Source organism: Polynucleobacter sp. JS-JIR-II-b4 (assembly GCF_018687815.1).
Taxonomy (GTDB): domain Bacteria; phylum Pseudomonadota; class Gammaproteobacteria; order Burkholderiales; family Burkholderiaceae; genus Polynucleobacter.
Genome location: NZ_CP061306.1, coordinates 1,676,567 through 1,698,366, shown reverse-complemented (window position 1 = coordinate 1,698,366; position 21,800 = coordinate 1,676,567). Strand labels below are relative to the sequence as shown.

20 protein-coding genes are annotated in these 21,800 nt (G+C 47.6%); 8 read left to right on the top strand and 12 right to left on the bottom strand.

All coding sequences use genetic code 11. From position 1 onward, the window contains the following. Positions 1 to 5 precede the first annotated feature (5 nt). From coaBC to ICV90_RS08580, 4 genes are read right to left on the bottom strand one after another with little or no spacing between them, the layout of a single operon-like run. Positions 6 to 1,217: a bifunctional phosphopantothenoylcysteine decarboxylase/phosphopantothenate--cysteine ligase CoaBC gene (gene coaBC / locus ICV90_RS08595; RefSeq protein ID WP_215358524.1), complete on the bottom strand. Its 1,212-nt coding sequence runs from the start codon at positions 1,215 to 1,217 to the stop codon at positions 6 to 8. Between the two features lie 9 nt (positions 1,218 to 1,226). Continuing rightward, complete coding sequence (gene lspA / locus ICV90_RS08590) at positions 1,227 to 1,718, bottom strand: signal peptidase II (protein WP_215358522.1); 492 nt, start codon at positions 1,716 to 1,718, stop codon at positions 1,227 to 1,229. 11 nt (positions 1,719 to 1,729) lie between these two features. Further along, positions 1,730 to 4,609 carry an isoleucine--tRNA ligase gene (gene ileS / locus ICV90_RS08585; protein ID WP_371743895.1) on the bottom strand — a complete coding sequence of 960 codons (2,880 nt, stop codon included), beginning with the start codon at positions 4,607 to 4,609 and terminating at the stop codon, positions 1,730 to 1,732. Further along, on the bottom strand, positions 4,584 to 5,534 hold the full coding sequence (locus tag ICV90_RS08580; protein WP_215358518.1) for a bifunctional riboflavin kinase/FAD synthetase: 951 nt from the start codon (positions 5,532 to 5,534) through the stop codon (positions 4,584 to 4,586). Before ICV90_RS08580 ends, ileS begins: the two co-directional genes overlap by 26 nt. 39 nt (positions 5,535 to 5,573) lie before the next feature. Here ICV90_RS08580 and purN point away from each other — a divergent pair, with 39 nt between their 5' ends. From purN to ICV90_RS08565, 3 genes are read left to right on the top strand one after another with little or no spacing between them, the layout of a single operon-like run. Beyond that, a complete protein-coding gene (purN, locus tag ICV90_RS08575) occupies positions 5,574 to 6,203 on the top strand; it encodes a phosphoribosylglycinamide formyltransferase (protein ID WP_215358516.1) in 630 nt (209 codons plus the stop codon). Then, positions 6,200 to 7,759 carry an RsmB/NOP family class I SAM-dependent RNA methyltransferase gene (locus ICV90_RS08570; RefSeq protein ID WP_215358514.1) on the top strand — a complete coding sequence of 520 codons (1,560 nt, stop codon included), beginning with the start codon at positions 6,200 to 6,202 and terminating at the stop codon, positions 7,757 to 7,759. Before purN ends, ICV90_RS08570 begins: the two co-directional genes overlap by 4 nt. Before the next feature lie 28 nt (positions 7,760 to 7,787). Beyond that, on the top strand, positions 7,788 to 8,981 hold the full coding sequence (locus tag ICV90_RS08565) for a fatty acid desaturase (RefSeq protein ID WP_215358512.1): 1,194 nt from the start codon (positions 7,788 to 7,790) through the stop codon (positions 8,979 to 8,981). A 90-nt stretch (positions 8,982 to 9,071) separates the two neighbouring features. On the opposite strand, the gene rpmG is transcribed toward ICV90_RS08565, so the two are convergent. The 3 genes from rpmG to radC all read right to left on the bottom strand — a co-directional run bounded on the left by rpmG (position 9,072) and on the right by radC (position 10,324). Continuing rightward, positions 9,072 to 9,239 (bottom strand): 50S ribosomal protein L33, encoded by a 168-nt coding sequence (rpmG, locus tag ICV90_RS08560; protein WP_015421876.1) that lies wholly within the window; start codon positions 9,237 to 9,239, stop codon positions 9,072 to 9,074. 11 nt (positions 9,240 to 9,250) lie between these two features. After that, entirely contained in the window at positions 9,251 to 9,484 is a 234-nt protein-coding gene (gene rpmB, locus ICV90_RS08555) for a 50S ribosomal protein L28 (protein WP_011903570.1), read from the bottom strand. A 141-nt stretch (positions 9,485 to 9,625) separates the two neighbouring features. Then, entirely contained in the window at positions 9,626 to 10,324 is a 699-nt protein-coding gene (gene radC, locus ICV90_RS08550) for a DNA repair protein RadC (protein ID WP_251367717.1), read from the bottom strand. A gap of 30 nt (positions 10,325 to 10,354) precedes the next feature. On the opposite strand from radC, the gene ICV90_RS08545 reads away from it, so the two are divergent. After that, positions 10,355 to 10,801: a peptidylprolyl isomerase gene (locus ICV90_RS08545; RefSeq protein WP_072582845.1), complete on the top strand. Its 447-nt coding sequence runs from the start codon at positions 10,355 to 10,357 to the stop codon at positions 10,799 to 10,801. 3 nt (positions 10,802 to 10,804) lie between these two features. Further along, complete coding sequence (gene ispH / locus ICV90_RS08540; RefSeq protein WP_215358508.1) at positions 10,805 to 11,746, top strand: 4-hydroxy-3-methylbut-2-enyl diphosphate reductase; 942 nt, start codon at positions 10,805 to 10,807, stop codon at positions 11,744 to 11,746. A gap of 2 nt (positions 11,747 to 11,748) precedes the next feature. On the opposite strand, the gene ICV90_RS08535 is transcribed toward ispH, so the two are convergent. Together ICV90_RS08535 and ICV90_RS08530 are read right to left on the bottom strand one after the other, a co-directional pair. Continuing rightward, positions 11,749 to 12,942 (bottom strand): acetylornithine transaminase, encoded by a 1,194-nt coding sequence (locus tag ICV90_RS08535; protein ID WP_215358506.1) that lies wholly within the window; start codon positions 12,940 to 12,942, stop codon positions 11,749 to 11,751. Positions 12,943 to 13,019: 77 nt separating this feature from the next. Then, complete coding sequence (locus ICV90_RS08530) at positions 13,020 to 14,060, bottom strand: CDP-6-deoxy-delta-3,4-glucoseen reductase (RefSeq protein ID WP_215358504.1); 1,041 nt, start codon at positions 14,058 to 14,060, stop codon at positions 13,020 to 13,022. 27 nt (positions 14,061 to 14,087) lie between these two features. On the opposite strand from ICV90_RS08530, the gene ICV90_RS08525 reads away from it, so the two are divergent. Continuing rightward, entirely contained in the window at positions 14,088 to 14,984 is an 897-nt protein-coding gene (locus ICV90_RS08525) for an SDR family oxidoreductase (RefSeq protein ID WP_251367716.1), read from the top strand. On the opposite strand, the gene ICV90_RS08520 is transcribed toward ICV90_RS08525, so the two are convergent. From ICV90_RS08520 to ICV90_RS08510, 3 genes are all read right to left on the bottom strand, one after another. Then, a complete protein-coding gene (locus ICV90_RS08520; RefSeq protein WP_215358502.1) occupies positions 14,965 to 16,737 on the bottom strand; it encodes a glutamine--tRNA ligase/YqeY domain fusion protein in 1,773 nt (590 codons plus the stop codon). The two genes, ICV90_RS08525 and ICV90_RS08520, sit on opposite strands and share 20 nt — an antisense overlap. An 84-nt stretch (positions 16,738 to 16,821) precedes the next feature. Next, positions 16,822 to 18,324, bottom strand: a complete 1,503-nt coding sequence (locus ICV90_RS08515) for a tripartite tricarboxylate transporter permease (protein ID WP_215358500.1) — start codon at positions 18,322 to 18,324, stop codon at positions 16,822 to 16,824. A gap of 19 nt (positions 18,325 to 18,343) precedes the next feature. After that, entirely contained in the window at positions 18,344 to 18,802 is a 459-nt protein-coding gene (locus ICV90_RS08510; RefSeq protein WP_215358498.1) for a tripartite tricarboxylate transporter TctB family protein, read from the bottom strand. A 121-nt stretch (positions 18,803 to 18,923) separates the two neighbouring features. Here ICV90_RS08510 and alaS point away from each other — a divergent pair, with 121 nt between their 5' ends. Together alaS and ICV90_RS08500 are read left to right on the top strand one after the other, a co-directional pair. After that, positions 18,924 to 21,548, top strand: a complete 2,625-nt coding sequence (gene alaS, locus ICV90_RS08505; RefSeq protein WP_215358496.1) for an alanine--tRNA ligase — start codon at positions 18,924 to 18,926, stop codon at positions 21,546 to 21,548. Continuing rightward, the gene (locus ICV90_RS08500; RefSeq protein WP_216860890.1) at positions 21,545 to 21,790 is read left to right on the top strand and encodes a sulfurtransferase TusA family protein; all 246 of its coding nucleotides are present in this window, start codon (positions 21,545 to 21,547) and stop codon (positions 21,788 to 21,790) included. Before alaS ends, ICV90_RS08500 begins: the two co-directional genes overlap by 4 nt. Positions 21,791 to 21,800 lie beyond the last annotated feature (10 nt).

Sequence of the window (21,800 nt, the reverse complement as noted above, 5' to 3'; positions counted from 1 at the left end):
GAGAATTAAATTTTCTTGGCAACTAGCGCAATGAGTTGACGTGCAAGCTGAAGCTTTTCTGCTTTAGCAATTTTTTTGCTACCGCTGGCATCGATCACCAGTAATTGATTCAGGTCGCTGCCGAATGTATCGGGACCAATGTTGCCAACAATCATTGGGATACCTTTGCGCTGGCGCTTCTCATCGGCATGCTTTTCTAGATCGGTTGACTCTGCTGCAAAGCCTACGCAATAGGGGTGCGGCTTACCACCTTTAGTTTTCACTGTCTTAGCAACATCAAGCAGAATGTCTGGGTTAGCTGAAAACTCTAAATGAGGTGCTTGGTTACCTTGGCGTTTCATCTTTTCTTTGGCAGGCTTGGCAATACCCCAGTCAGCGACGGCGGCGACTGCAAAGAAAATATCGCAGTCAGCTACGTTCAGAGTGGCTGCATGCATTTCTTTGGCGCTAACGACATTGGTGCGGGTAATTTTTCCGGTAGCTTCAAGCGGAGTATTGAGATCGCAAGGCCCAGCAATTAAATGGACTTGGGCGCCAGCCTCAACAGCAGCTCTTGCGATTGCAAAACCCATCTTGCCCGAGCTGTGATTGGTGATGCCGCGCACTGGATCAATTGCTTCAAATGTGGGGCCTCCAGTAATTAATACTTTTTTACCGGCCAATAATTTTTTCTGAAAGAAGGCAATAACTTGCTCGGTGATTTCAGCGGGCTCGAGCATTCTGCCCATACCTACTTCACCACAAGCCTGGAAGCCGCTGGCAGGCCCAAGAAGGGTAATGCCATCGTCTGCAAGTCGTTTGACGCTTCTTTGGGTAGCCGCATGCTCCCACATCTGCTTGTTCATGGCCGGCGTGAGTAATAGAGGGCAATCTCTTGCAAGACATAAGGTAGTCAGTAAGTCATCAGCTAAGCCCAGAGAAAGCTTGGCCATGAGATCTGCACTTGCTGGCGCAATCAGAATGGCATCTGCAGAACGTGATAACTCAATGTGCGCCATATTGTTTGGAATGGTGCTATCCCATTGACTCAAGTAAACCGGATTACCTGTGAGGGCTTGCATGGTTACAGGGGTCACAAATTGCTGTGCCGCCTCGGTCATCACTACTTGTACTGATGCGCCTTCTTGCATGAGTTGACGTGCAAGCTCAGGGGCTTTATAGGCCGCTATTCCACCAGAGATTCCGAGAACGATCTTCTTATTAATAAGTGATTGCATGGCGCCAGCTTAATGGGATTGGGCGGATTTGCCAAATGACTTGCGTAATTCACCCCAAATAATGAGGGCAGCACCGATGCAGATGGCGCTATCGGCAATATTAAATGCAGGCCAATGCCAGTTGCCGTAATACACGTCAATAAAGTCGACTACAGCGCCATACATCACGCGATCCAAGACGTTGCCCAGTGCGCCGCCTAGAATGAGGCTCAAGGCTGTGCAGAGTAGCTTATCGCTTTGGTTTTTATATAGCATCCAAATAATGTAAACGGATGCCGCTAGCCCAAGAATGGTGAAGAACCAACGCTGCCAACCAGAGCCTTGCGCCAGAAATGAAAATGCTGCACCTGGATTAAAGAGAAGCAACCAGTTCAAAAAAGGCAGGACTGGCTCAGGCACGCCCATTTGCAAATTACTGAGCGCCGACCACTTGCTAAGTTGATCTAGCAATAGCACAACGACAGCAATTGCTAGATAACGAGGGAGAGCAAGACTTTTCATATGGTTGTTACTTAAGCGAAGAGGCGGTGATCACCATCACCAAACAAGTTGCTAAGACAGCGACCACATAATTCTGGATGGTCGGCATTGCTTCCTACATCTTTGGTGTGATGCCAGCAGCGGCCACATTTTTTATATTGGCTACCGCGTACCAAAACTTCTAACCCCTCATTACTGAGTTCAATATTGGCGCTAGACGTGATGGTTACAAAGCGTAAATCATCTTCTAATGAGTGGAGGATGGCGAAATCAACATCACCAACTTTAATCGTGAGTTCAGCTTGCAGCGATGAGCCTACATTGCCTGCTTCGCGCTCAAGCTCAATTGCCTTAGTCACTTCGGAGCGAATTTCGCGAATACGATTCCATTTGGCCAGCAATTCCTCAGCATGAGCAATCTTAGGGAACTTGCCGAACTCTTCCATAAAGATCGATTCTGCAGGCTTGCTGCCTGAGCCATGGGGGAAGTCTTTCCAGGCTTCCTCTGCGGTGAAGGAGAGGAATGGCGATAGCCACTTTAAGAGGTTTCGGGTGATATGGAATAGGGCGTTCTGAGCAGCGCGGCGGTCAGGAGAGTCGGGTGCGCTCGTGTAGAGGCGGTCCTTCAGAATATCCAAATAGAAGCCGCCCAAGTCCTCGGAGCAGAAAGACAGCATGCGAGCTACTGCTGGTTGGAATTCATATGCCTTGTAATGCGCTTCAGTATCACTCTGCAATTGATTTGCAAGAGCAACTGCGTAGCGATCAATCTCAAGCCACTGCTCAGCAGGCATCGTGTGCTTGCTAGGATCAAAATCAGATAGGTTGGCTAGCAAGAAGCGCAAAGTATTACGAATACGACGATAGCTCTCGGTAACGCGTTTGAGAATCTCGTCTGAGATCGTCATTTCACCCGAGTAGTCGGTAGAGGCAACCCAGAGGCGAATGATCTCAGCACCGAGCTTGTCGGCAACTTGTTGAGGCGCAATCACATTGCCCACGGATTTACTCATCTTGCGGCCTTGACCATCGACGGTAAAGCCATGCGTAAGGAGTGCCTTATAGGGCGGCTTGCCATCGAGCATGGCGCCCGTTAGCAAGGAGGAGTGGAACCAGCCGCGATGTTGATCTGAACCCTCGAGATATAAATCAGCCAAGCGACCGTTTGGTGTTTCTGCATCAGTAGCTAATAACTCATCACGGTGCGATCCACGAATGACATGCCAATGAGTTGTTCCAGAATCAAACCAGACATCTAAGGTGTCACGGTTCTTTTCATACTGTGCTGCTTCTTCGCCCAGTAGCTCGGCAACTTCTAATTTTTGCCAGGCTTCAATACCTTCTTTTTCTACACGCTTAGCGATTTCTTCGAGTAGTTCAACAGTACGTGGATGTGGCTCACCACTTTCCTTATGTACAAAGAACGCCATTGGCACGCCCCATTGGCGCTGACGTGACAAAGTCCAGTCAGGACGATTGGCAATCATGCTGTTAAGACGTTGTTTGCCCCATGCCGGGAAAAACTCAGTACTATCGATGCCCGCTAATGCAGTCTCACGCAAGCTTGCTTTGCCATCGGACGGTTTCTTGTCCATGCTGGCAAACCATTGTGAGGTTGCGCGATAAATAATCGGCGACTTGTGACGCCAGCAATGCATATAAGAGTGGGTATACGTTTTATCACGCAGGAGGCTGCCTGCTTCGCGCATCGCTTCAACAATCTTGGGATTTGCTTTCCAGATGTATTCATTGGCGAAGAGTGGCAACCATGATGCGTACACCCCATTGCCCATCACTGGATTGAGAATGTCTTTATCGGCAAGCTTATTGGCTTTGCAGGATTTAAAGTCTTCCTCACCATAGGCAGGTGCTGAGTGAACGATGCCAGTACCGGTATCGAGCGTGACGTACTCAGCAGGATAAATTGGGGAGAGACGCTTATAACCTTCGTGCAAAGGAGCTAGTGGATGCCAGAAAGAAATGTTTGCCAATTGAGCGCCTTGGCAAGTGGCTATCACTTTGCCTTCCAGGGCATAGTCTTGCAAACAAATCTCAACCCGATCCTTTGCCAGAATCAGTAACTTGTCACCAACATCAACTAGAGCGTAAGTGAGTTCTGGATGGACATTCATTGCTTGGTTAGCGGGAATGGTCCACGGGGTTGTTGTCCAAATAACAATTTGGCCTGGTTTATTTGGTAGCTCGGCAAGTCCAAATGCTTTTGCTAGCAGTGGGCGCTGCGCATCATCAAAGGCAAAGCCAACATCCACCGTTGGGTCAGTTTTATCTTGGTATTCCACTTCCGCTTCAGCTAGCGCGGAGCCACAATCAAAGCACCAGTTCACCGGTTTCAATCCGCGGAAGACATATCCTTTTTCCCAGATTTTCCCAAGGGCGCGAATTTCATCAGCCTCATTGCGGAAGTTCATAGTGAGGTAGGGGTTATTCCAATCACCCAATACACCTAAGCGTTCGAAATCTTTCTTCTGTTTTTCCACTTGAACATGCGCATAGGCACGCGCTTTAGCTTGCACTTCAGCGGTTGGTAAGTTCTTGCCAAATTCTTTTTCAATCTGAATTTCAATCGGCATGCCATGACAATCCCAGCCGGGTACATAAACAGAGTCAAAGCCCATGAGCCAGCGTGATTTGACGATCATGTCTTTCAAAATCTTGTTTACTGCGTGTCCGATATGAATATCGCCATTTGCATAAGGAGGGCCATCGTGCAGAATGAATTTTGGTTGATTGGCATGGGCCGCACGAATCTTTTCGTAGAGCTTGTTTTTTTGCCAGCCAGCTACCCATTGTGGTTCGCGCTTAGCTAGATCTCCTCGCATTGGGAAGGAAGTATCTAGTAGATTGACGGGATAAGAGTTTTCTTTTTCAGACATAAGCTTTTTTCTGGAAATAATTTCTGGCATGCGTTGCATCTGCTGCAATCGCCTGTGTAAGGGTTTCGAGGTCTGGGTACTTCGCCTCATCGCGGATTTTTTCTAATAGCTCTACGGTAATAATTTTTCCGTAAACATCCGCGTTGTAATCAAAGATGTGGGTTTCTAGCAATACTCTGCCTTCATCTTCCACTGTTGGTCTGACACCCAAGCTCGCCACAGCAGGCAGTGGCTGATCACTTAAGCCTAAAACTTGTGCAGTGAAGATTCCGGTCGTTGCCGGTTTGCGATGGTGGAGATGATTGGCAACTGCTAAATTCAAAGTGGGGAATCCAAGTTGACGTCCTAGCTTCTGACCATGAAGTACGTGCCCAGATATTCCGTAAGGACGTCCTAATAATTTTTCAGCTAACTGCATGTCACCAGAAGCTAGCGCAGTACGAAGTGCAGAACTAGAAATACGCTCACCATTTTCTTGAATGGTTTGGATGCTAGAGACTTTAAAGCCATATTCTTCACCAGCAGCTTTTAGGCTAGCAAAGTTGCCTGCACGTTTTGCACCATAGCAAAAATCATCACCAATCAAAATCCATTTAGCGTTCAGTCGTTTAACAATAATTTCTGAAACAAATTCTTCAGGCGACAGTTTGGCAAAAGCAGAGTTGAAGTGCTCTACAACAACACGATCTATTCCAAGCTCGGCAAGTGCGGCTAATTTGTCGCGCAAATTCAGAATGCGGGGAGGGGCTTGTTCGGGTGAAAAGAATTCTTTTGGATGTGGCTCAAAGGTCATTACGCAACTGACCAGACCTTGATCCTTGGCGCCATCAACCAACTCCTTGAGCAGGGCGCGATGACCCCTGTGCACGCCATCGAAATTACCGATGGTTAGGGCACAAGCAGGTCCTGCAGAAAACTGGGTGGGGCCACGGAATACGTTCACAAAATCGCTTTCAGGGTAGCCATCAATTATATTGTGGGCATGCCTTCTATCGTCACCTTAATCTCCGGCCGCGGATCTAATTTCGAGGCCATCGTCAAAATGGCTCAAAAAGAGCAATGGCCAGTCACTTTTGCTGGGGTTATAGCGAATCACTCGGCGGCTAAGGGCCTTGATTTTGCTCGCTCGCAGGGTATTCCGGCCTTTACCATTGAGCATAAAGAGCATGCAACCCGAGAATCCTTTGATGCTGCCTTAATTGCGCAGATTGATGCCTTAGGGGCTGATTTGGTGGTTCTTGCAGGCTTTATGAGAATTTTGACTCCAGGCTTTATTCGCCATTTTGAGGGTCGCTTGATCAATATCCATCCAGCCTTGTTGCCCGCCTTCCCCGGTTTACATACCCACGAGCGGGCTCTGGAGGCTGGTGTGAAGGAGCATGGTGCCACCGTGCACTTTGTGAATGAGGGTGTGGATGAGGGTCCGATTATTTGTCAGGCCTCAGTTCCAGTGCTGAAAAGTGATGATGCAGACACCTTGGCAGCCCGTGTTTTGGCTGCCGAGCATCAAATTTACCCACGGGCCGTAAAATGGTTCCTCGATGGACGATTGCGAATAGAAGGTAATCAAGTGAAGTTACAACCCCCGGAGTCGCAATTTTTTAAATTATGAGTGCAGAACGTCCACCCCGCAGATCTGGCAGCAGACTAGCCCCACACAAAAGTTACGCGACTAAATCGAAAGATCCATTGCGTCGTCCTGAGCGTCGTAATGCCAGTGGTAATTTAATTGCACCAGAAGGTCAAAAGAATTTTTCCAATGCAAAAGCATTACCGCAGCATGCAATCCATCTGGAGCGTTTACTTCCCGAATTGCTGAGTTTTGAGCAGCCAGCTGACCGAGTAGTCAGCCGTTATTTCAGAGAAGAAAAACAACTCGGAAATCGCGATCGTGCTTTGATTGCTGAGAGTGCGTTCGCCATTTTGCGTCGTAAAAATGAGTTCTCTCAATTTGCTTCGAGCGGCGAAGGCTCTCAGCCTAGACGCTTAGCCCTATTGGGTTTGCTGTCCGCTCTGTCTGAAGGCGGATTGGGTTCTGCTAATCGTGCAGAGAGCGCTATCGCCGACTTGGCGCACGTTCTTAAGCCCGGTGAATATGAGTGGCTGCAACGTTTTGCAACGGTTGATCCTGCGGCATTAAATCCTCTCGTGCGCAACAATTTGCCAGAGTGGTTGTGGGATGCATTTGGAAAATATCCCGGTGAAGAAGCTCGAGAAGATTTAGCTAAGTCATTAATGCATCCAGCACTGTTAGATTTACGTGCGAACACCATGAAAACCAATCGCGAAGAACTGCTTGTGCAGATGAATGCATTGGGTGGTCGCTATCAAGCAATTCCAACTCCTTATGCGCCTGATGGCGTGCGCATTATGGGCAAACCTGCTCTGCAAAATACTGCTGGTTTTAAAGCGGGTATGTTTGAAGTTCAAGATGAAGGTAGTCAGCTTTTGGCTTACTTGCTCGCACCTAAACGTGGTGAGATGGTTGTCGACTTTTGCGCTGGAGCTGGCGGCAAGACTTTGGCCATCGGAGCGATCATGCGCTCTACAGGGCGTTTATATGCTTTAGATACATCAGAGCGTCGTTTAGCGAATTTGAAGCCAAGGCAGGCACGTAGTGGCCTTTCTAATGTGCATCCAGTGTGGATTGATAGTGAGAATGACGCCAAGATCAAACGCTTGGCCGGCAAGATTGATCGTGTCCTAGTGGATGCCCCTTGTAGTGGTATGGGTACCTTGCGACGCAATCCTGATTTGAAATGGCGCCAGACCCCTGCTGGAGTCTTGGAGCTCAATCAGAAGCAGATGAATATCTTGACCTCGGCTGCGCGCTTGTTAAAACCAGGCGGACGCTTGGTTTATGCCACCTGCAGCCTGTTACCCCAGGAGAATCAAGCCATTGCAGAAGATTTTCTGGCAAAACATCCTCAATTTGAGGCTGTTCCAGCAGCTGAAGTTCTTAAACCATTGTTTCCTAAGGATAAATTACCGATAGGTTGTAGTTCGGACAATCCTTGGTGGCAGTTATGGCCCCATATTCATGGAACAGATGGCTTCTTTGGTGCTGTATTCCAGAAGAAAGCTGCTGCCCCAGTTGCCGAATCAGAAAAAGACGCCCAAAAAGAGACTAAGGTCAAAAACAAGAAGACTCCTAAAGAACTAAAATAGAGTTTTAGACCTCTTTAGGGATTCCCTTTTGAATACAGCTTCAGGTTTTGATTTGTTCCTCCATTGGCTTGCTAATGGATATTTGGATTGGTCATGGTGGAAGATAGTTGTTTTCACCTTAATCGTTACGCACATCACGATTGCTGCGGTGACCATTTTCTTACACCGCTGCCAAGCGCACCGGGCATTGGATCTGCATCCGATCGTTTCTCACTTCTTCCGTTTTTGGCTTTGGCTAACAACCGGCATGGTTACCAAAGAGTGGGCGGCGATTCATCGCAAGCATCACGCTAAATGTGAAACTGTTGATGATCCTCATAGCCCACAGGTTTTGGGTATTAATACAGTACTCTCTCGTGGAGCGGAACTCTATAAACAAGAAGCAGCCAATCAAGAGACTTTGGACAAGTTTGGTCACGGCACTCCAGATGATTGGATCGAGCACAACATCTACTCCAAGTTTTCTTGGCAGGGCGTTGCCATTATGCTCATCATCGATGTGTTTTTGTTTGGCGCGATTGGCCTAACAGTTTGGGCAGTGCAAATGCTTTGGATTCCGATTACTGCGGCCGGCATTATTAACGGTATCGGTCACTATTGGGGCTATCGTAATTTTGATTACGAAGATGCTTCCCGAAATATTGTGCCTTGGGGTATTTTGATTGGTGGCGAAGAGTTGCACAATAATCATCACACCTTTGCAACGAGTGCGAAGCTGTCAAACAAATGGTATGAGTTTGATATTGGTTGGATGTATATCCAGATGATGAGTGCAGTTGGCTTGGCTACTGTAAAGAAGACTCCACCCAAGCCAGTACTAAGCGACTTACGCCCTGCTGATCAGAGCACTTTAGAGGCCATCATTGCAAACCGCTACGAAATTATGGCGCGTTATAGCAAGACATTGCGCAACTTCTTTAGTAATGAAGTGCAGCATATGCAGGTCTTGGCATCCCATTTAGGTGATGCTCGCACCTGGTTGGCTAAAGATGAGTCCCGCTTGACCGAGGAAGAAAAAGCAAAGCTTGAGGAGCTCATGGCTAGCAATGCTCAGCTACGCAAGATGATTGAGATGCGCCGCGATCTTCAAGCTATCTGGGGCCGCTCTAATGCCACCAAAGAGCAATTACTTTCTCAGTTGCACGCTTGGTGTCAGCGCGCTGAAGAAAGTGGCTTAACAAGCCTACGTGAGTTTTCTTTGAGATTGCGTCGTTACGCCTAAAGGAAAAATTTATACCAAGTGCTTAGAAGAATTTCTAGACAATAAAAAACCCGCTGATGTAGCGGGTTTTTTATTTGCTGAAAGAAGTAATTACTTCAGCTTTGTTTCTTTGTAAGCAACGTGCTTGCGAATAGTTGGATCAAACTTCATGATCTCCATTTTCTCAGGCTTTGTACGCTTGTTTTTTGAAGTTGTGTAGAAGTGACCAGTACCTGCTGATGACTCTAACTTGATTTTTTCTCTGCCGCCTTTAGCCATTTCTGCGCTCCTTAAATTTCGCCACGTGCACGAAGATCAGACAACACAGCATCGATGCCGTTCTTGTCGATTACGCGCAAACCAGCATTGGTTAAGCGCAAGCTAATCCAACGGTTTTCAGATTCAACCCAGAAACGACGATTTTGCAAATTCGGCAAAAAGCGACGCTTCGTTTTATTGTTTGCATGGGATACATTGTTGCCAACCATCGGCTTCTTCCCAGTGACTTGGCAAACTTTTGCCATGACATAACTCCATTAATTGCGAAAAAAGAAGATTGTATCAGTCTCAGCCTATTTTCGGCTAGCCCTAAATAGCTTTGTTTGAGGGGAATTGAGCATAAAGGGGGTATCTAGGTAGAAAATTGCCTATCAAGTTAGCATTTACTATCCTTTAAGTCCAATATCCATAAGCCCAGAATCAGAAAAGGAGAAAAAACCGCTGCCACTCACAATACAGTGATCCAGGAGCTGAATATCTACCAGTTGCAAGGCATTTGCTAGTACTTTGGTGAGTTTTTGATCTGCTTCGCTCGGTAATGGATTGCCGCTGGGGTGGTTATGGGCCACGATTAGGGCGCTAGCATTTTTAGCAAGGGCTTCTTTTAGGATCTCACGGGGATAGATGGCTGTTTGGGCAATAGACCCCCTAAAAAGCTCATCACATTCAATCAGGTGGAGCCGGGAGTCTAGGTAGAGGCACAGAAAGACCTCATGGGGGAGGCGGCCAATTTTGGCCTGCAAGAACTCTCTGACGTGATTAGGCGATGAAAATATGGGGTCATGGGTCAAGCCATCCTCTAGACTTCTCTTAACCAGCTCATATGCCGCCTGAATTTGAGACCATTTAGAAAGACCCATGCCATGGAGGCGCGTGAATTCTTCGGGAGTGCTGGCTAATAGTCGGGGGAGGCTCCCAAAGTGATGCAGTAAATCTTTGGCAAGGGCAACAGCACTTTTGCCCTTAACCCCAACCCGCAAAAAGATGGCAAGTAGTTCTGCATCAGAAAGTGCCCCTGCGCCATTTAAGCGCAGTTTTTCTCGAGGCTGCTCATTTTTTGGCCAGCCCGTAATGGGGGAGTGCACAGCCAGCGCAGGCCTAGATACAATCACCTTATGACTAAGCTTACTGTTTTGCCTAATTCCTATCTGACCCTCAACTATCGGCTCACTTTGCCCAGTGGGGAGGATTACATCAACACTTTTGTCGATCGTCCTGCGACGGTTTTGATGGGGTCTGGACAATTTGCTCCTTGCTTTGAGAATGTATTGCTAGGTTTAGGTGTTGGTGAGAAAAAAAGTGCGCTGCTTGCGCCGGAAGAAAGTTTTGGTGAGCGCAAAGAAGATTTGGTGCAATGGGTATCTTTGAAGGCGCTTAAAGAAGGTCGCGATGATGATGTGGAATTTAATCCTGGGGATGTGATTGAGTTCAATGCGCCTGGTGGCGCTCAATATGCAGGCGTGCTGCAATCGATTAATGAAGAGGGTGCTTGGTTTGACTTTAACCATCCATTGGCTGGCAGACCGGTTACCTTTGAAGCAGAGATTGTGGCGATTTTGTAAATCATGAGCGACTCTAATCAACCGGAAATTTTGATGGCTCAGCCGCGTGGTTTTTGCGCAGGCGTAGATCGTGCCATCAACATCGTTAATGAGGCGCTCAATCGTTTTGGCGCACCAATATATGTGCGCCATGAAATTGTTCATAACGCCTATGTAGTCAATGAGTTGCGCGATAAGGGCGCGGTATTTGTAGATGAATTGCATGAGGTTCCCAAAGGCGGCATTGTTGTATTTAGTGCTCATGGGGTTTCTCAGGAAGTTCGCAAGGATGCCGAGGCGCGGGGTTTGCAGGTATATGACGCTACATGTCCCTTGGTAACTAAAGTTCATCTTGAAGTTGTCAAGATGTGTAAAGACGGCTTCACGGTATTGATGATTGGTCACGCTGGACATCCTGAAGTTGAAGGAACGATGGGGCAGGTGAAAGAGGGTGTCTTCTTAATCGAGAGAGTTGGTGATGCGGGATCCTTGCCTTTCCCGGCCGATGAAAAGATTGCATTTGTTACCCAGACAACACTCTCGGTAGATGAGACAAAAGAAATTGTCGATGCGCTAACGATGAAGTTTCCCAATATTGTTCAGCCCCGCAAACAAGATATTTGTTATGCCACTCAGAATCGTCAGGATGCTGTGAAATTTATGGCGCCTCAGGTTGAAGTCGTTATTGTGGTGGGAAGTGCGACAAGCTCGAACTCTAATCGCTTGCGTGAGCTTTCTGAAAAGCTCGGTGTTCCGTCTTACATGGTGGATTCACCAGATCAGTTAAAGCCAGAATGGTTCGCTGGTAAAAAACGGGTAGGTTTAACTGCGGGCGCATCGGCGCCAGAGAGCTTGGCGCAATCGATTGTTAGCCGCATTCAGGAGTTTGGCCCTAGGCAGGTACGGGCGCTTGATGGGGTAATAGAGGAAGTGACTTTCTCTCTACCCAAAAACCTAATTGGGTAGAGTTAGTCGACTTGCTTTAGTAGCTCACGCAGCATATTGCACATCTGACGAATTTCATCGTCCGATACATTTAAAGCAGGCATAAAGCGTAACAAGTTTGGTCTTGGTGAATTAATCAACAAACCTTCTGGGCCACGATCTCTGGCAAGATCAACCAGTTTTGGGCCAATCTCTTTTCCAAGCATCAATGCGCGCAGTAATCCTTCGCCACGCTCACCTTCAAGATTAAATTCTGCACAAAGCTTGAGTAATTCAGACTTGAGCAATTCACCTTTAGCTTTGACGCTATCTAAAAATCCTGGGGCTAATAGTTGCTCAATGACGCTAATACCAACAGCTGTCATGAGTGGGTTGCCGTTATAGGTCCCGCCTTGATCGCCAGGCACAAAGCAAGCTACCGCATCTGTTGCCAATAGGGCTGCTAGAGGAACGCCTCCACCAATACCTTTGCCCAAAGTCATGATGTCTGGCTCTATGCCGTAGTTTTGGTAAGCAAAGAGCGCGCCGGTACGGCCGCAACCAGCCTGTACTTCATCAGCAATTAATAGAATATTATTTTCTTTAGTGAACTTACGTAGTTCACGCATAAATTCTTGAGTAGTTGGAATCACGCCGCCTTCGCCTTGAACAGGTTCAAGCATGACTGCAACGGTTTTGTCGGTCACAAGTTTCTTAACTGACTCTAAATCATTTAAATCCGCTTTAGGAAAGCCCGCTACTTGCGGAGCAAACATCGTGTCCCAGTTTGGCTTTCCAGAAGCGCTCATTGTGGCTAATGTGCGGCCATGAAAGCTGTGATCAAACGTGATGATCTCAAATGCACCAGATTTATTGAGTTGACCCCATTTGCGCGCTAACTTGATCGCACCTTCATTGGCTTCAGCCCCGCTATTGGCAAAGAAGACTTTGTCAAAGCAGCTGTTCTGAGTCAGTAGATTCGATAAGCCAATCATCGGCTCGTTAAAGAATGCCGGACTAGGGTTAATGAGTGTCTTCGCTTGCTTATTGAGCGCCTCAATCATTCCTGGGTTGCAGTGACCTAAACAGTTAACGGCCCAGCCTTGCAAGAAATCCAAATAGCGTTTCCCATTGTTATCAGTGAGCCATGAACCCTTACCTTCGACCATGATCACATCAGGGCGCGGGGTAATAAACATGACTGAGTGTGTATCGATCGTCTGCGTTGGCTTATTCATACTGATTTAAGGGGTGAGAGTGACGGGGTGAAATGAAGTTTCTATTATCTAACCGAATGCGTTTTATGGCGCAAGACTTATGCGGTGGCTAAATCAGCAGCGCTGGTAAAGGAATCAGCAAAGAACTCTTCCTCAGGCAGTTGACACTTGGCTGAGAAGTCATTTCTGGCAGCATTGACCATGACTGGGGCGCCACAGGCATACACCTGAAAACCTTTCATATCAGGATGGTCAGCCATCACAGCCTGATGCACAAAGCCAGTGCGACCCTGCCATTCATCTTCCGCTAAGGCATCTGAAATCACGGGGATATATTTAAAGTCAGTAATTTCTTTTTCCCAGGCTTTGCACAAATCATCTAAATACAGATCACTAGGGCGACGGCCACCCCAGTACAAATGAATGGGCCGATGAATCTTTTTCGCCCGCATTTGTTCGATGATTGATTTGATTGGGGCAAAGCCCGTGCCAGCTGCAACAAAAATAATTGGTTTCTTAGAATCTTCTCTTAAGAAAAAGCTACCCAAGGGACCTTCAAAACGAAGAATATCTTTTTCTTTTAATGCGGGCGTGACGGCACCAAACACAAAGTCAGTAAATAGGCCGCCTGGCAAATGACGAATATGCAACTCAAGTGGACCTTCTTGCTCAGGCGCGTTGGCGATTGAGTAAGCACGGCGTTGACCATCTTTGAGTAGAAACTCCAAATACTGCCCAGCCAAGAATTGAAAGCGTTCTGCAGCAGGTAGTTGAAGCTTGAGAATGGCGACATCCTCACTGGGTTTGGTAATTGCGTTGACTCGGCAAGGCACCTTGCGAATCGCAATATCGCCCGCTCCTTGGACTTCACGAGCCTCAATTAGCAAATCTGATTGGGGGTGGGAGCAACAAAACAGAATGCCACCCGCAGTCTCATCGGCCTTGCTCAGGGCGCTTTCACTATGCTGACCATGAGTGACTTGACCTTCTAAAACTTTACCTTTGCAAGAGCTACAAGCACCATTTTTGCAGCCATAGGGCAGGTTGATGCCTTGACGAAGAGCGGCCTCCAGGAGATTCTCATCTGGATTGACGGTAAATTGTTTGCCGCTCGTTTTGAGCGTGACCTGATAAGACACTCTCATTCCTTTCAATAAATCGTTACGATGTTACTTATGCAATCTTTTGGTAAGCCTTCAATCCTGATTATTGGCTGCGGAGACATTGGTCTTCGGGTAGCTAAACAACTTTCGCGAAGTCACCGTGTCTTTGCGCTTACCTCTCAACAAAATCGCTTTCAGGAGTTGAGGGCGGTTGGCGCGACTCCTATTTTGGGTAATCTGGATCATCCAGAGTCTTTATGGCGCCTTAGCGGTTTAGCTCAAACCATCATTCATCTAGCGCCACCGCAAAATGGTGGAAATCGTGATTGCCGAACCCGCAACCTTCTCCGAATTTTAGCCCAAGGCTCCAATGCCGTCAGGCGCCTGATTTATATCAGCACCACCGGTGTTTACGGTGATCATAGGGGTGGAAAGGTGAGTGAGGCTACCCCAGTAAACCCCCAAAGTGAGCGTGCGCAAAGAAGGGTAGACGCTGAAAGGATTCTCCGTTTATGGGCTCCTGCCCATGGAGTGGCTTTGACGATTCTGCGCGTTCCCGGAATTTATGCAGCCGACCGCTTACCGATTGAGAGGCTTCAGGCGCAAACGCCTGCATTACTGCCGGAGGAGGATGCTTATTCGAATCATATTCACAGCGATGATTTAGCGAGGCTAGTCTGCGCAGCGGTCTTCCATGGCAAGCCTCAGCGCATCATTAATGCCTGTGATGGTGGCGAGACCAAAATGGGTGACTACTTTGATGAAGTGGCGGATGCTTTTGGTCTGGAAAGACCAGCTAGATTACCTGGCGGCGAGTTGCAAAAAATTGTTAGTCCGATGCTTTGGTCCTTTATGCGCGAGTCACGCAGGGTTACCAATCAGCGCCTACCAGAATTAAAAACACCGCTACGCTATCCCAGCGTAGGACATTTTCTAAAAACTATTTCCAAGAATCCTTGAGGCCAACCGTACGGTTGAATACTGGCTTACCAAGTTTGGAGTCATTCTTGTCGGCAACAAAGTAGCCGTGACGCTCAAACTGGAATTGATCTTCTGCTTTGGCATCTTTCATGCAGGGTTCTAAGTAAGCAGCAATTGTTTGCTTTGAATTTGGATTGATCGATTCTAAGAAGTTCTTGTCACCACTATCAGGATGGGGGTCGCTAAACAGGTGATCGTATAGACGCACTTCTGCAGGAATCGCTTCAGCTGCGCTGATCCAGTGAATATTGCCCTTGACCTTGTAGTTATTGGAGCCAGCAGTACCGCTCTTGCTATCTGGAAAGTGTGTCACGTTGACTTGGGTGATATTCCCTTGTGCATCGGTTTCAAAACCAGTGCATTCCACTACAAAGCCATGGCGTAAGCGAACTCGGCTACCAGGCTGATCTCCAATCGGTGGATAAAGTCTGAAGAATCCCTTGATAGGTTCTTTCATAAAGTCATCTGCCTCAATCCACAGTTCGCGTGTGAAATGAAATTCACGATTGCCCCATTCTGGATGATTGGGATGGCGCGGCGCAGAGCATACTTCTTTTGCTGAGGCATCAAAGTTTTCAACGACGAGCTTGAGTGGCTTAAGCACTGCAGTAGCACGTGGAGCCCTAACTTCAAGATCATCACGTAATGCTTGATCAAGGGTGCTCATATCAATCCAGCTATCGGCTTTAGAGACGCCAATGCGCTCGCAGAACAAACGAATACTTTCAGGAGTGTAGCCACGGCGACGGATGCCTACGATGGTTGGCATCCGCGGGTCATCCCAACCCTCAACATGCTTTTCTTCTACAAGCTGTAGTAACTTACGTTTACTGGTGATGGTGTAAGTCAGGTTGAGGCGTGCGAACTCATATTGATGTGGCACAGGGTCTTTAAAGACACCCAATTCTTTTAATGAATTCACAATCCAATCGTACAAAGGACGATTGTTCTCGAACTCTAGCGTGCAGATGGAGTGAGAGACATTCTCTAATGCGTCAGAGATGCAATGTGTGAAGTCATATAAAGGGTAAATGCACCATTTACTCCCCGTGCGGTGGTGATCGGTATGGCGGATACGGTAAACCACGGGATCACGCATCACAATGTTGGGGTGCGCCATATCAATTTTCAGGCGCAGTACATGCTCACCATCTTTGAACTTCCCATCACGCATTTCGCGAAATAAGGAGAGATTTTCTTCTGGGCTACGATCGCGGTAAGGGCTATTTTTTCCAGCTTGGCCAAAGTTACCTCGATTGGTATGAATGTCATCAGCACTTTGGCTATCGACATATGCTTTGCCATTCTGAATCAAAATTTCAGCAAACTCATAGAGTTTGTCAAAGTAGTCGCTTGCGTGATAAAGATGGGTTCCCCAATCAAAACCTAGCCACTTCACTGCATCCAAAATGCTGTCGGCGTATTCCACATCCTCTTTAACTGGGTTGGTGTCATCTAGACGCATATTGCAGCGCGCACCCCCAGCTTGATTGTTGTAATCAGCAGCCAATCCAAAGTTCAGGCAAATGCTTTTAGCGTGACCAATATGTAAGTAGCCATTAGGCTCTGGTGGAAAGCGGGTGATGATCGATGGGATAGGCTCCCCAGCTGAATTGGTGCGCTGTGCAAAAGCCCCACTTGCCAAATCATGATCGATGATCTGGCGCAAGAAATTAGACGGTTCGGCTACAGCGCCGGTATTTGCTTTGGAAGGTTTGCTATCTTGGGACATAGCCACATTGTAGAGAAAACCCCCAGCCCATAAAGAAAAAGCCCGCAAACAGCTGCGGGCTCGTTTCTGTGAGGCGTAAAACTATCAGTCTTCGACGAAAGCCTCTTCGCGAGTCTTCTTAACCGCAGGCAGGGCCACGATCACCACCAAGAGGGCTGATGCAATGAGCAATCCCAAGGAAAGTGGACGAGTTAGGAAGGTGGTGAAATCGCCACGAGATAACAATAACGCGCGACGGAAGTTCTCTTCCATCATTGGTCCAAGTACGAAGCCCAAAAGCAATGGAGGCGGTTCGCAACCCAGTTTGAAGAAGAGGTAACCAATGATGCCGAAGGCAGCGGTCACGTATACGTCAAACACGGTGTTGTTTACGGTATAGACGCCGATACAGCAGAAAACCAGAATGGCTGGGTACATGAAGCGATAAGGAATCTTCAGTAACTTTACCCAGATACCAATCAAGGGCAAGTTCAGGAGAATCAACATGACGTTACCAATCCACATGGAAGCGATCAGACCCCAGAACAAGGCTGGGTTACTGGTCATTACCTGAGGACCTGGTTGAATGTTGTGAATAGTCATCGCGCCAACCATCAATGCCATCACTGCGTTTGGCGGGATACCCAAAGTTAACAATGGAATGAATGAGGTTTGAGCAGCAGCATTGTTAGCTGATTCAGGACCAGCAACACCTTCAATGGCGCCTTTACCGAACTCATGGCTGTACTTAGATGATTTTTTCTCAACCGAGTAAGCGCCAAAAGCAGCAAGTGCTGCGCCACCGCCCGGTAGGATACCTAGAATCGAACCAATAGTTGTGCCGCGCAAGATGGAAGGAATCATGCGCTTGACGTCTTCCTTGGTAGGAATCATCGTGGTCATTTTGTTGAGGAAGCCTTCGTCCTCATCAGTTTTCTCAAGGTTACCCATGATCTCTGCGAAACCAAAGACACCCATCGCAACTGCAACGAAGCCAATACCATCGCTCAACTCAGGAATATCAAACGCATAGCGCGAAACACCAGAGTTAACATCAGTACCGATCAAGCCCATTAGAAGGCCCAAGACGATCATGCCAATTGCTTTGATCAAAGAGCCGGATGCCAATACAACCGCACCGATCAAGCCCAAGATCATCAGAGAGAAGTACTCAGCTGGACCAAACTTAAATGCCAACTGTGAGAGTGGTGCAGCAAATGCGGCCAACACTAAAGTTGCTACGCAACCCGCAAAGAATGAGCCCATGCCGGCGGTGAACAATGCAACACCAGCTCGACCATTTCTGGCCATTTGGTAGCCATCGATCGCCGTCACCACCGAGGACGTCTCTCCTGGGATGTTCAACAGAATCGCTGTTGTAGAACCGCCGTACTGTGAGCCGTAGTAAATACCAGCCAACATAATCAATGCAGCGATTGGAGGCAAGGCGTAGGTAGCTGGCAACAACATCGCGATAGTCGCGATAGGGCCAAGACCTGGCAAAACACCAATCAAAGTTCCCAATACACAGCCGATCAGACAGTAAAGAAGATTTTGTAAGGTAAACGCGGTATCGAAACCGAGGGCTAAGTTAGCAAATAAATCCATTTTTTAGTATCCCGGCTCGTTATTGTAAGAAGAAAGGCAGTAATGGGAACTGTAATTTCAGACCCATAACGAATACCGAGTAAGTGAAAACAATCAGAAATGTGGCATTGATTAAAGTGCCTTTCCAATGAAATTCATGACTTGCGCTGGCTGACATAAATACCAAAACGAATACGGCTACGATAAAGCCCATCGTTGGCAAGAGGATGCCGTATGCAATGACGGATCCAGTAATGAGGCCAATAACCTTCCAATTGAAAGGAGGGATTTTTTCAATCGCCGCTTTAGCGCTGAGTGACTTCACTAGGATGAGTAATCCCAAGGCTGTCATTACTAGGCCGAGCCAGAAGGGAAAGTATCCAGGCCCCATTTTGGCGGCAGTTCCCATTGGATACTGGGTAGCCATGAAGGTGAAAAAGAGACCAATGACCATATACATTAGGCCAGCCCCAAAATCTTTTTGATTGCGGATTTCCAAGTTGCGCTCCTTAATTACCGACTTATTTGTCGATTTATTGATGTTGAGCGATTGTAAGGCAGGATATGGGGATCTTGTCTAGGGTTTGCCCTAGAGAGGTGCCAATGCGATAATTATTGCCATGAAAGTCTCCCAAATTCGCCAGGCCTATCTGGACTTCTTTGCCCAAAAAGGCCACCAAATCGTCCCTTCCAGCCCAGTGGTGCCAGGGGATGACCCAACCCTGCTATTTACTAATGCAGGCATGAATCAGTTCAAAGATGTGTTTTTGGGCTTTGATAAGCGCCCTTATAACCGCGCGACGACTGCCCAGAAGTGCATCCGGGCCGGTGGAAAACACAACGATTTGGATAACGTTGGATACACCGCGCGTCACCATACCTTTTTTGAAATGCTGGGAAATTTCTCTTTTGGAGATTATTTCAAGAAGGACGCTATTCAATTTGCCTGGGATTTATTGACCCAAGTTTTCAAGTTGCCAAAAGAAAAACTCCTAGTCACTGTCTATGCTGAAGATGACGAAGCTTATGAGATTTGGAATAAGCAAATCGGTGTGCCCGCCGATCGCATTATTCGCATTGGAGATAACAAGGGTGCGCGTTACGCATCGGATAATTTTTGGATGATGGGTGACACGGGCCCTTGTGGACCTTGTACTGAAATTTTCTACGATCACGGTGAGCATATTCCCGGCGGCCCTCCTGGAAGTCCTGATGAAGATGGTGATCGCTTCATCGAAATTTGGAATAACGTCTTCATGCAGTACAACCGTGACGAGGCCGGTGTAATGCATCCGCTACCTAAGCCTAGTGTTGATACAGGCATGGGTCTTGAGCGCATTGCAGCAGTCTTGCAGCATGTTCACTCCAATTATGAGATCGACCTTTTCGTCAATCTCCTTAAGGCTTCTAAGGATGCGGTTGATGCGGCGGGTGGCGAAAACTGTGATGCACAAAGTCCTTCATTGAAGGTCATTGCTGACCACATCCGTGCATGTAGTTTTATAGTGGTCGATGGCGTCATTCCAGGTAATGCCGGTCGTGGTTATGTATTACGTCGCATTGCGCGTCGCGCGATTCGTCATGGTTATAAGTTAGGTGCACGTAAACCATTCTTCTATCAGTTGGTTCCTGCGCTCGTTAAAGAGATGGGCGAAGCCTATCCGGAGTTGCGCGCCGCACAAGATAAAGTCAGCGAAGTTATTAAGCAAGAAGAAGAGCGCTTCTTCCAAACGATTGCCAATGGCATGGAAATTTTGGATGGTGCTTTAGCTGGCGGCGCAAAAGTAGTCGACGGAGAAACTGCTTTCCGTTTACATGACACTTTTGGATTCCCGTTGGATTTAACGGCTGACGTTTGTCGTGAACGTGGTGTCACTGTTGATGCAGATGGCTTTGAAATAGCGATGCAGAAGCAACGCGATCAAGCAAGAGCCGCAGGCAAATTCAAGGTGGCTCAGGGCCTAGATTACAAGGGCCAATCTACGCAGTTTCATGGTTATGACACCTTAAAGCATGATGGCGCCAAAGTGACTGCGCTTTATGTGGATGGTTCTGCCGTTCCGTCACTGAAGGCGGGCGATGCGGCCGTGATTGTTTTGGATAACACCCCTTTTTATGCTGAATCTGGTGGCCAAGTAGGGGACAAAGGTGAGCTGCGCAACGAAAGTATTCGTTTTGCAGTGGAAGATACCTTCAAGATTCAGGCTGATGTATTTGGTCATCAGGGTGAAGTGCTTGAGGGTGAGCTCAAAGTAGGTGATGCGATCAATGCTCTAGTAGATACCCAGCAAAGAACCGATACGATGCGCAACCATAGTGCTACTCATATCTTGCACAAAGCCTTGCGTGAAGTACTGGGAGATCATGTGCAACAAAAAGGGTCACTGGTAGATGCCACTAAGACCCGTTTTGACTTTACGCACAATGCGCCTATTACTGCTGAGCAAATTCGCCGTATTGAAGATATCGTAAACCAAGAGATTCTGGAAAACACAGCCACTTCAGGCAAAGTCATGTCTTTGGATGATGCGCAAAAGACTGGAGCCATGATGTTGTTTGGCGAGAAGTACGGCGAAGAAGTGCGAGTACTGGAGATAGGTTCTTCTAAAGAACTTTGTGGCGGTACTCACGTAGGACGTACTGGTGATATCGGTAGCTTGAAGATTGTTTCGGAGGGCGGTGTTGCAGCCGGCATCCGCCGTGTTGAGGCTGTTACTGGTAATAACGCGCTGCATTTCTTGCAAGGTTTAGAAGACAAAATTAATGAAGCTGCGGCGATTCTCAAAACCCATCCTGGTGATTTGGTTAATCGCGTTACGCAACTTCAAGAAAGCCTGCGTCAAGCGGAGCGCGAATTAGAAAAAGTGAACTCTAAGTTAGCGGCAAGCCAGGGAGATGAGTTGGCGGGTCAAGCCATTGATGTGAATGGCATCAAAGTCCTTGCTGCACGACTTGATGGCGCCGATGCAGGGGTATTGCGCGAAACAATGGATGCTCTTAAGGCAAAGCTGAAAACCGCTGCTATTGTGTTGGCTTCGGTCCAGGGCGACAAGGTGAGTTTGATTGCTGGTGTGACTGCTGATTCGATTGGCAAAGTAAAGGCAGGCGATCTCGTGAACTTTGTTGCCCAACAAGTGGGCGGTAAAGGTGGCGGCAAACCGGAAATGGCAATGGCCGGCGGAACTGATCCTAGCAAGTTGGGTGTGGCCTTAAGTGGCGTTAAAGACTGGATAGCAAGCAAATGAGTGAGCCAGTGAATATTGCTTTTAATGCAGAGGTAGATGCGATTGGTATGAACTGCCCATTGCCTATCTTGCGTACTAAAAAAGCATTGGCAACGATGCAGTCAGGTGAAGTCTTAAAGATTAAGGCAACCGATGCGGGCGCCGCTCATGACTTCCCTGCATTTGCCAAGCAAACTGGAAATGAGTTGCTTGCAAGCACTACGGAAGGTGATGTACTGGTTTTCTTTATGAAGCGTAGGTAAGAAATAGTCT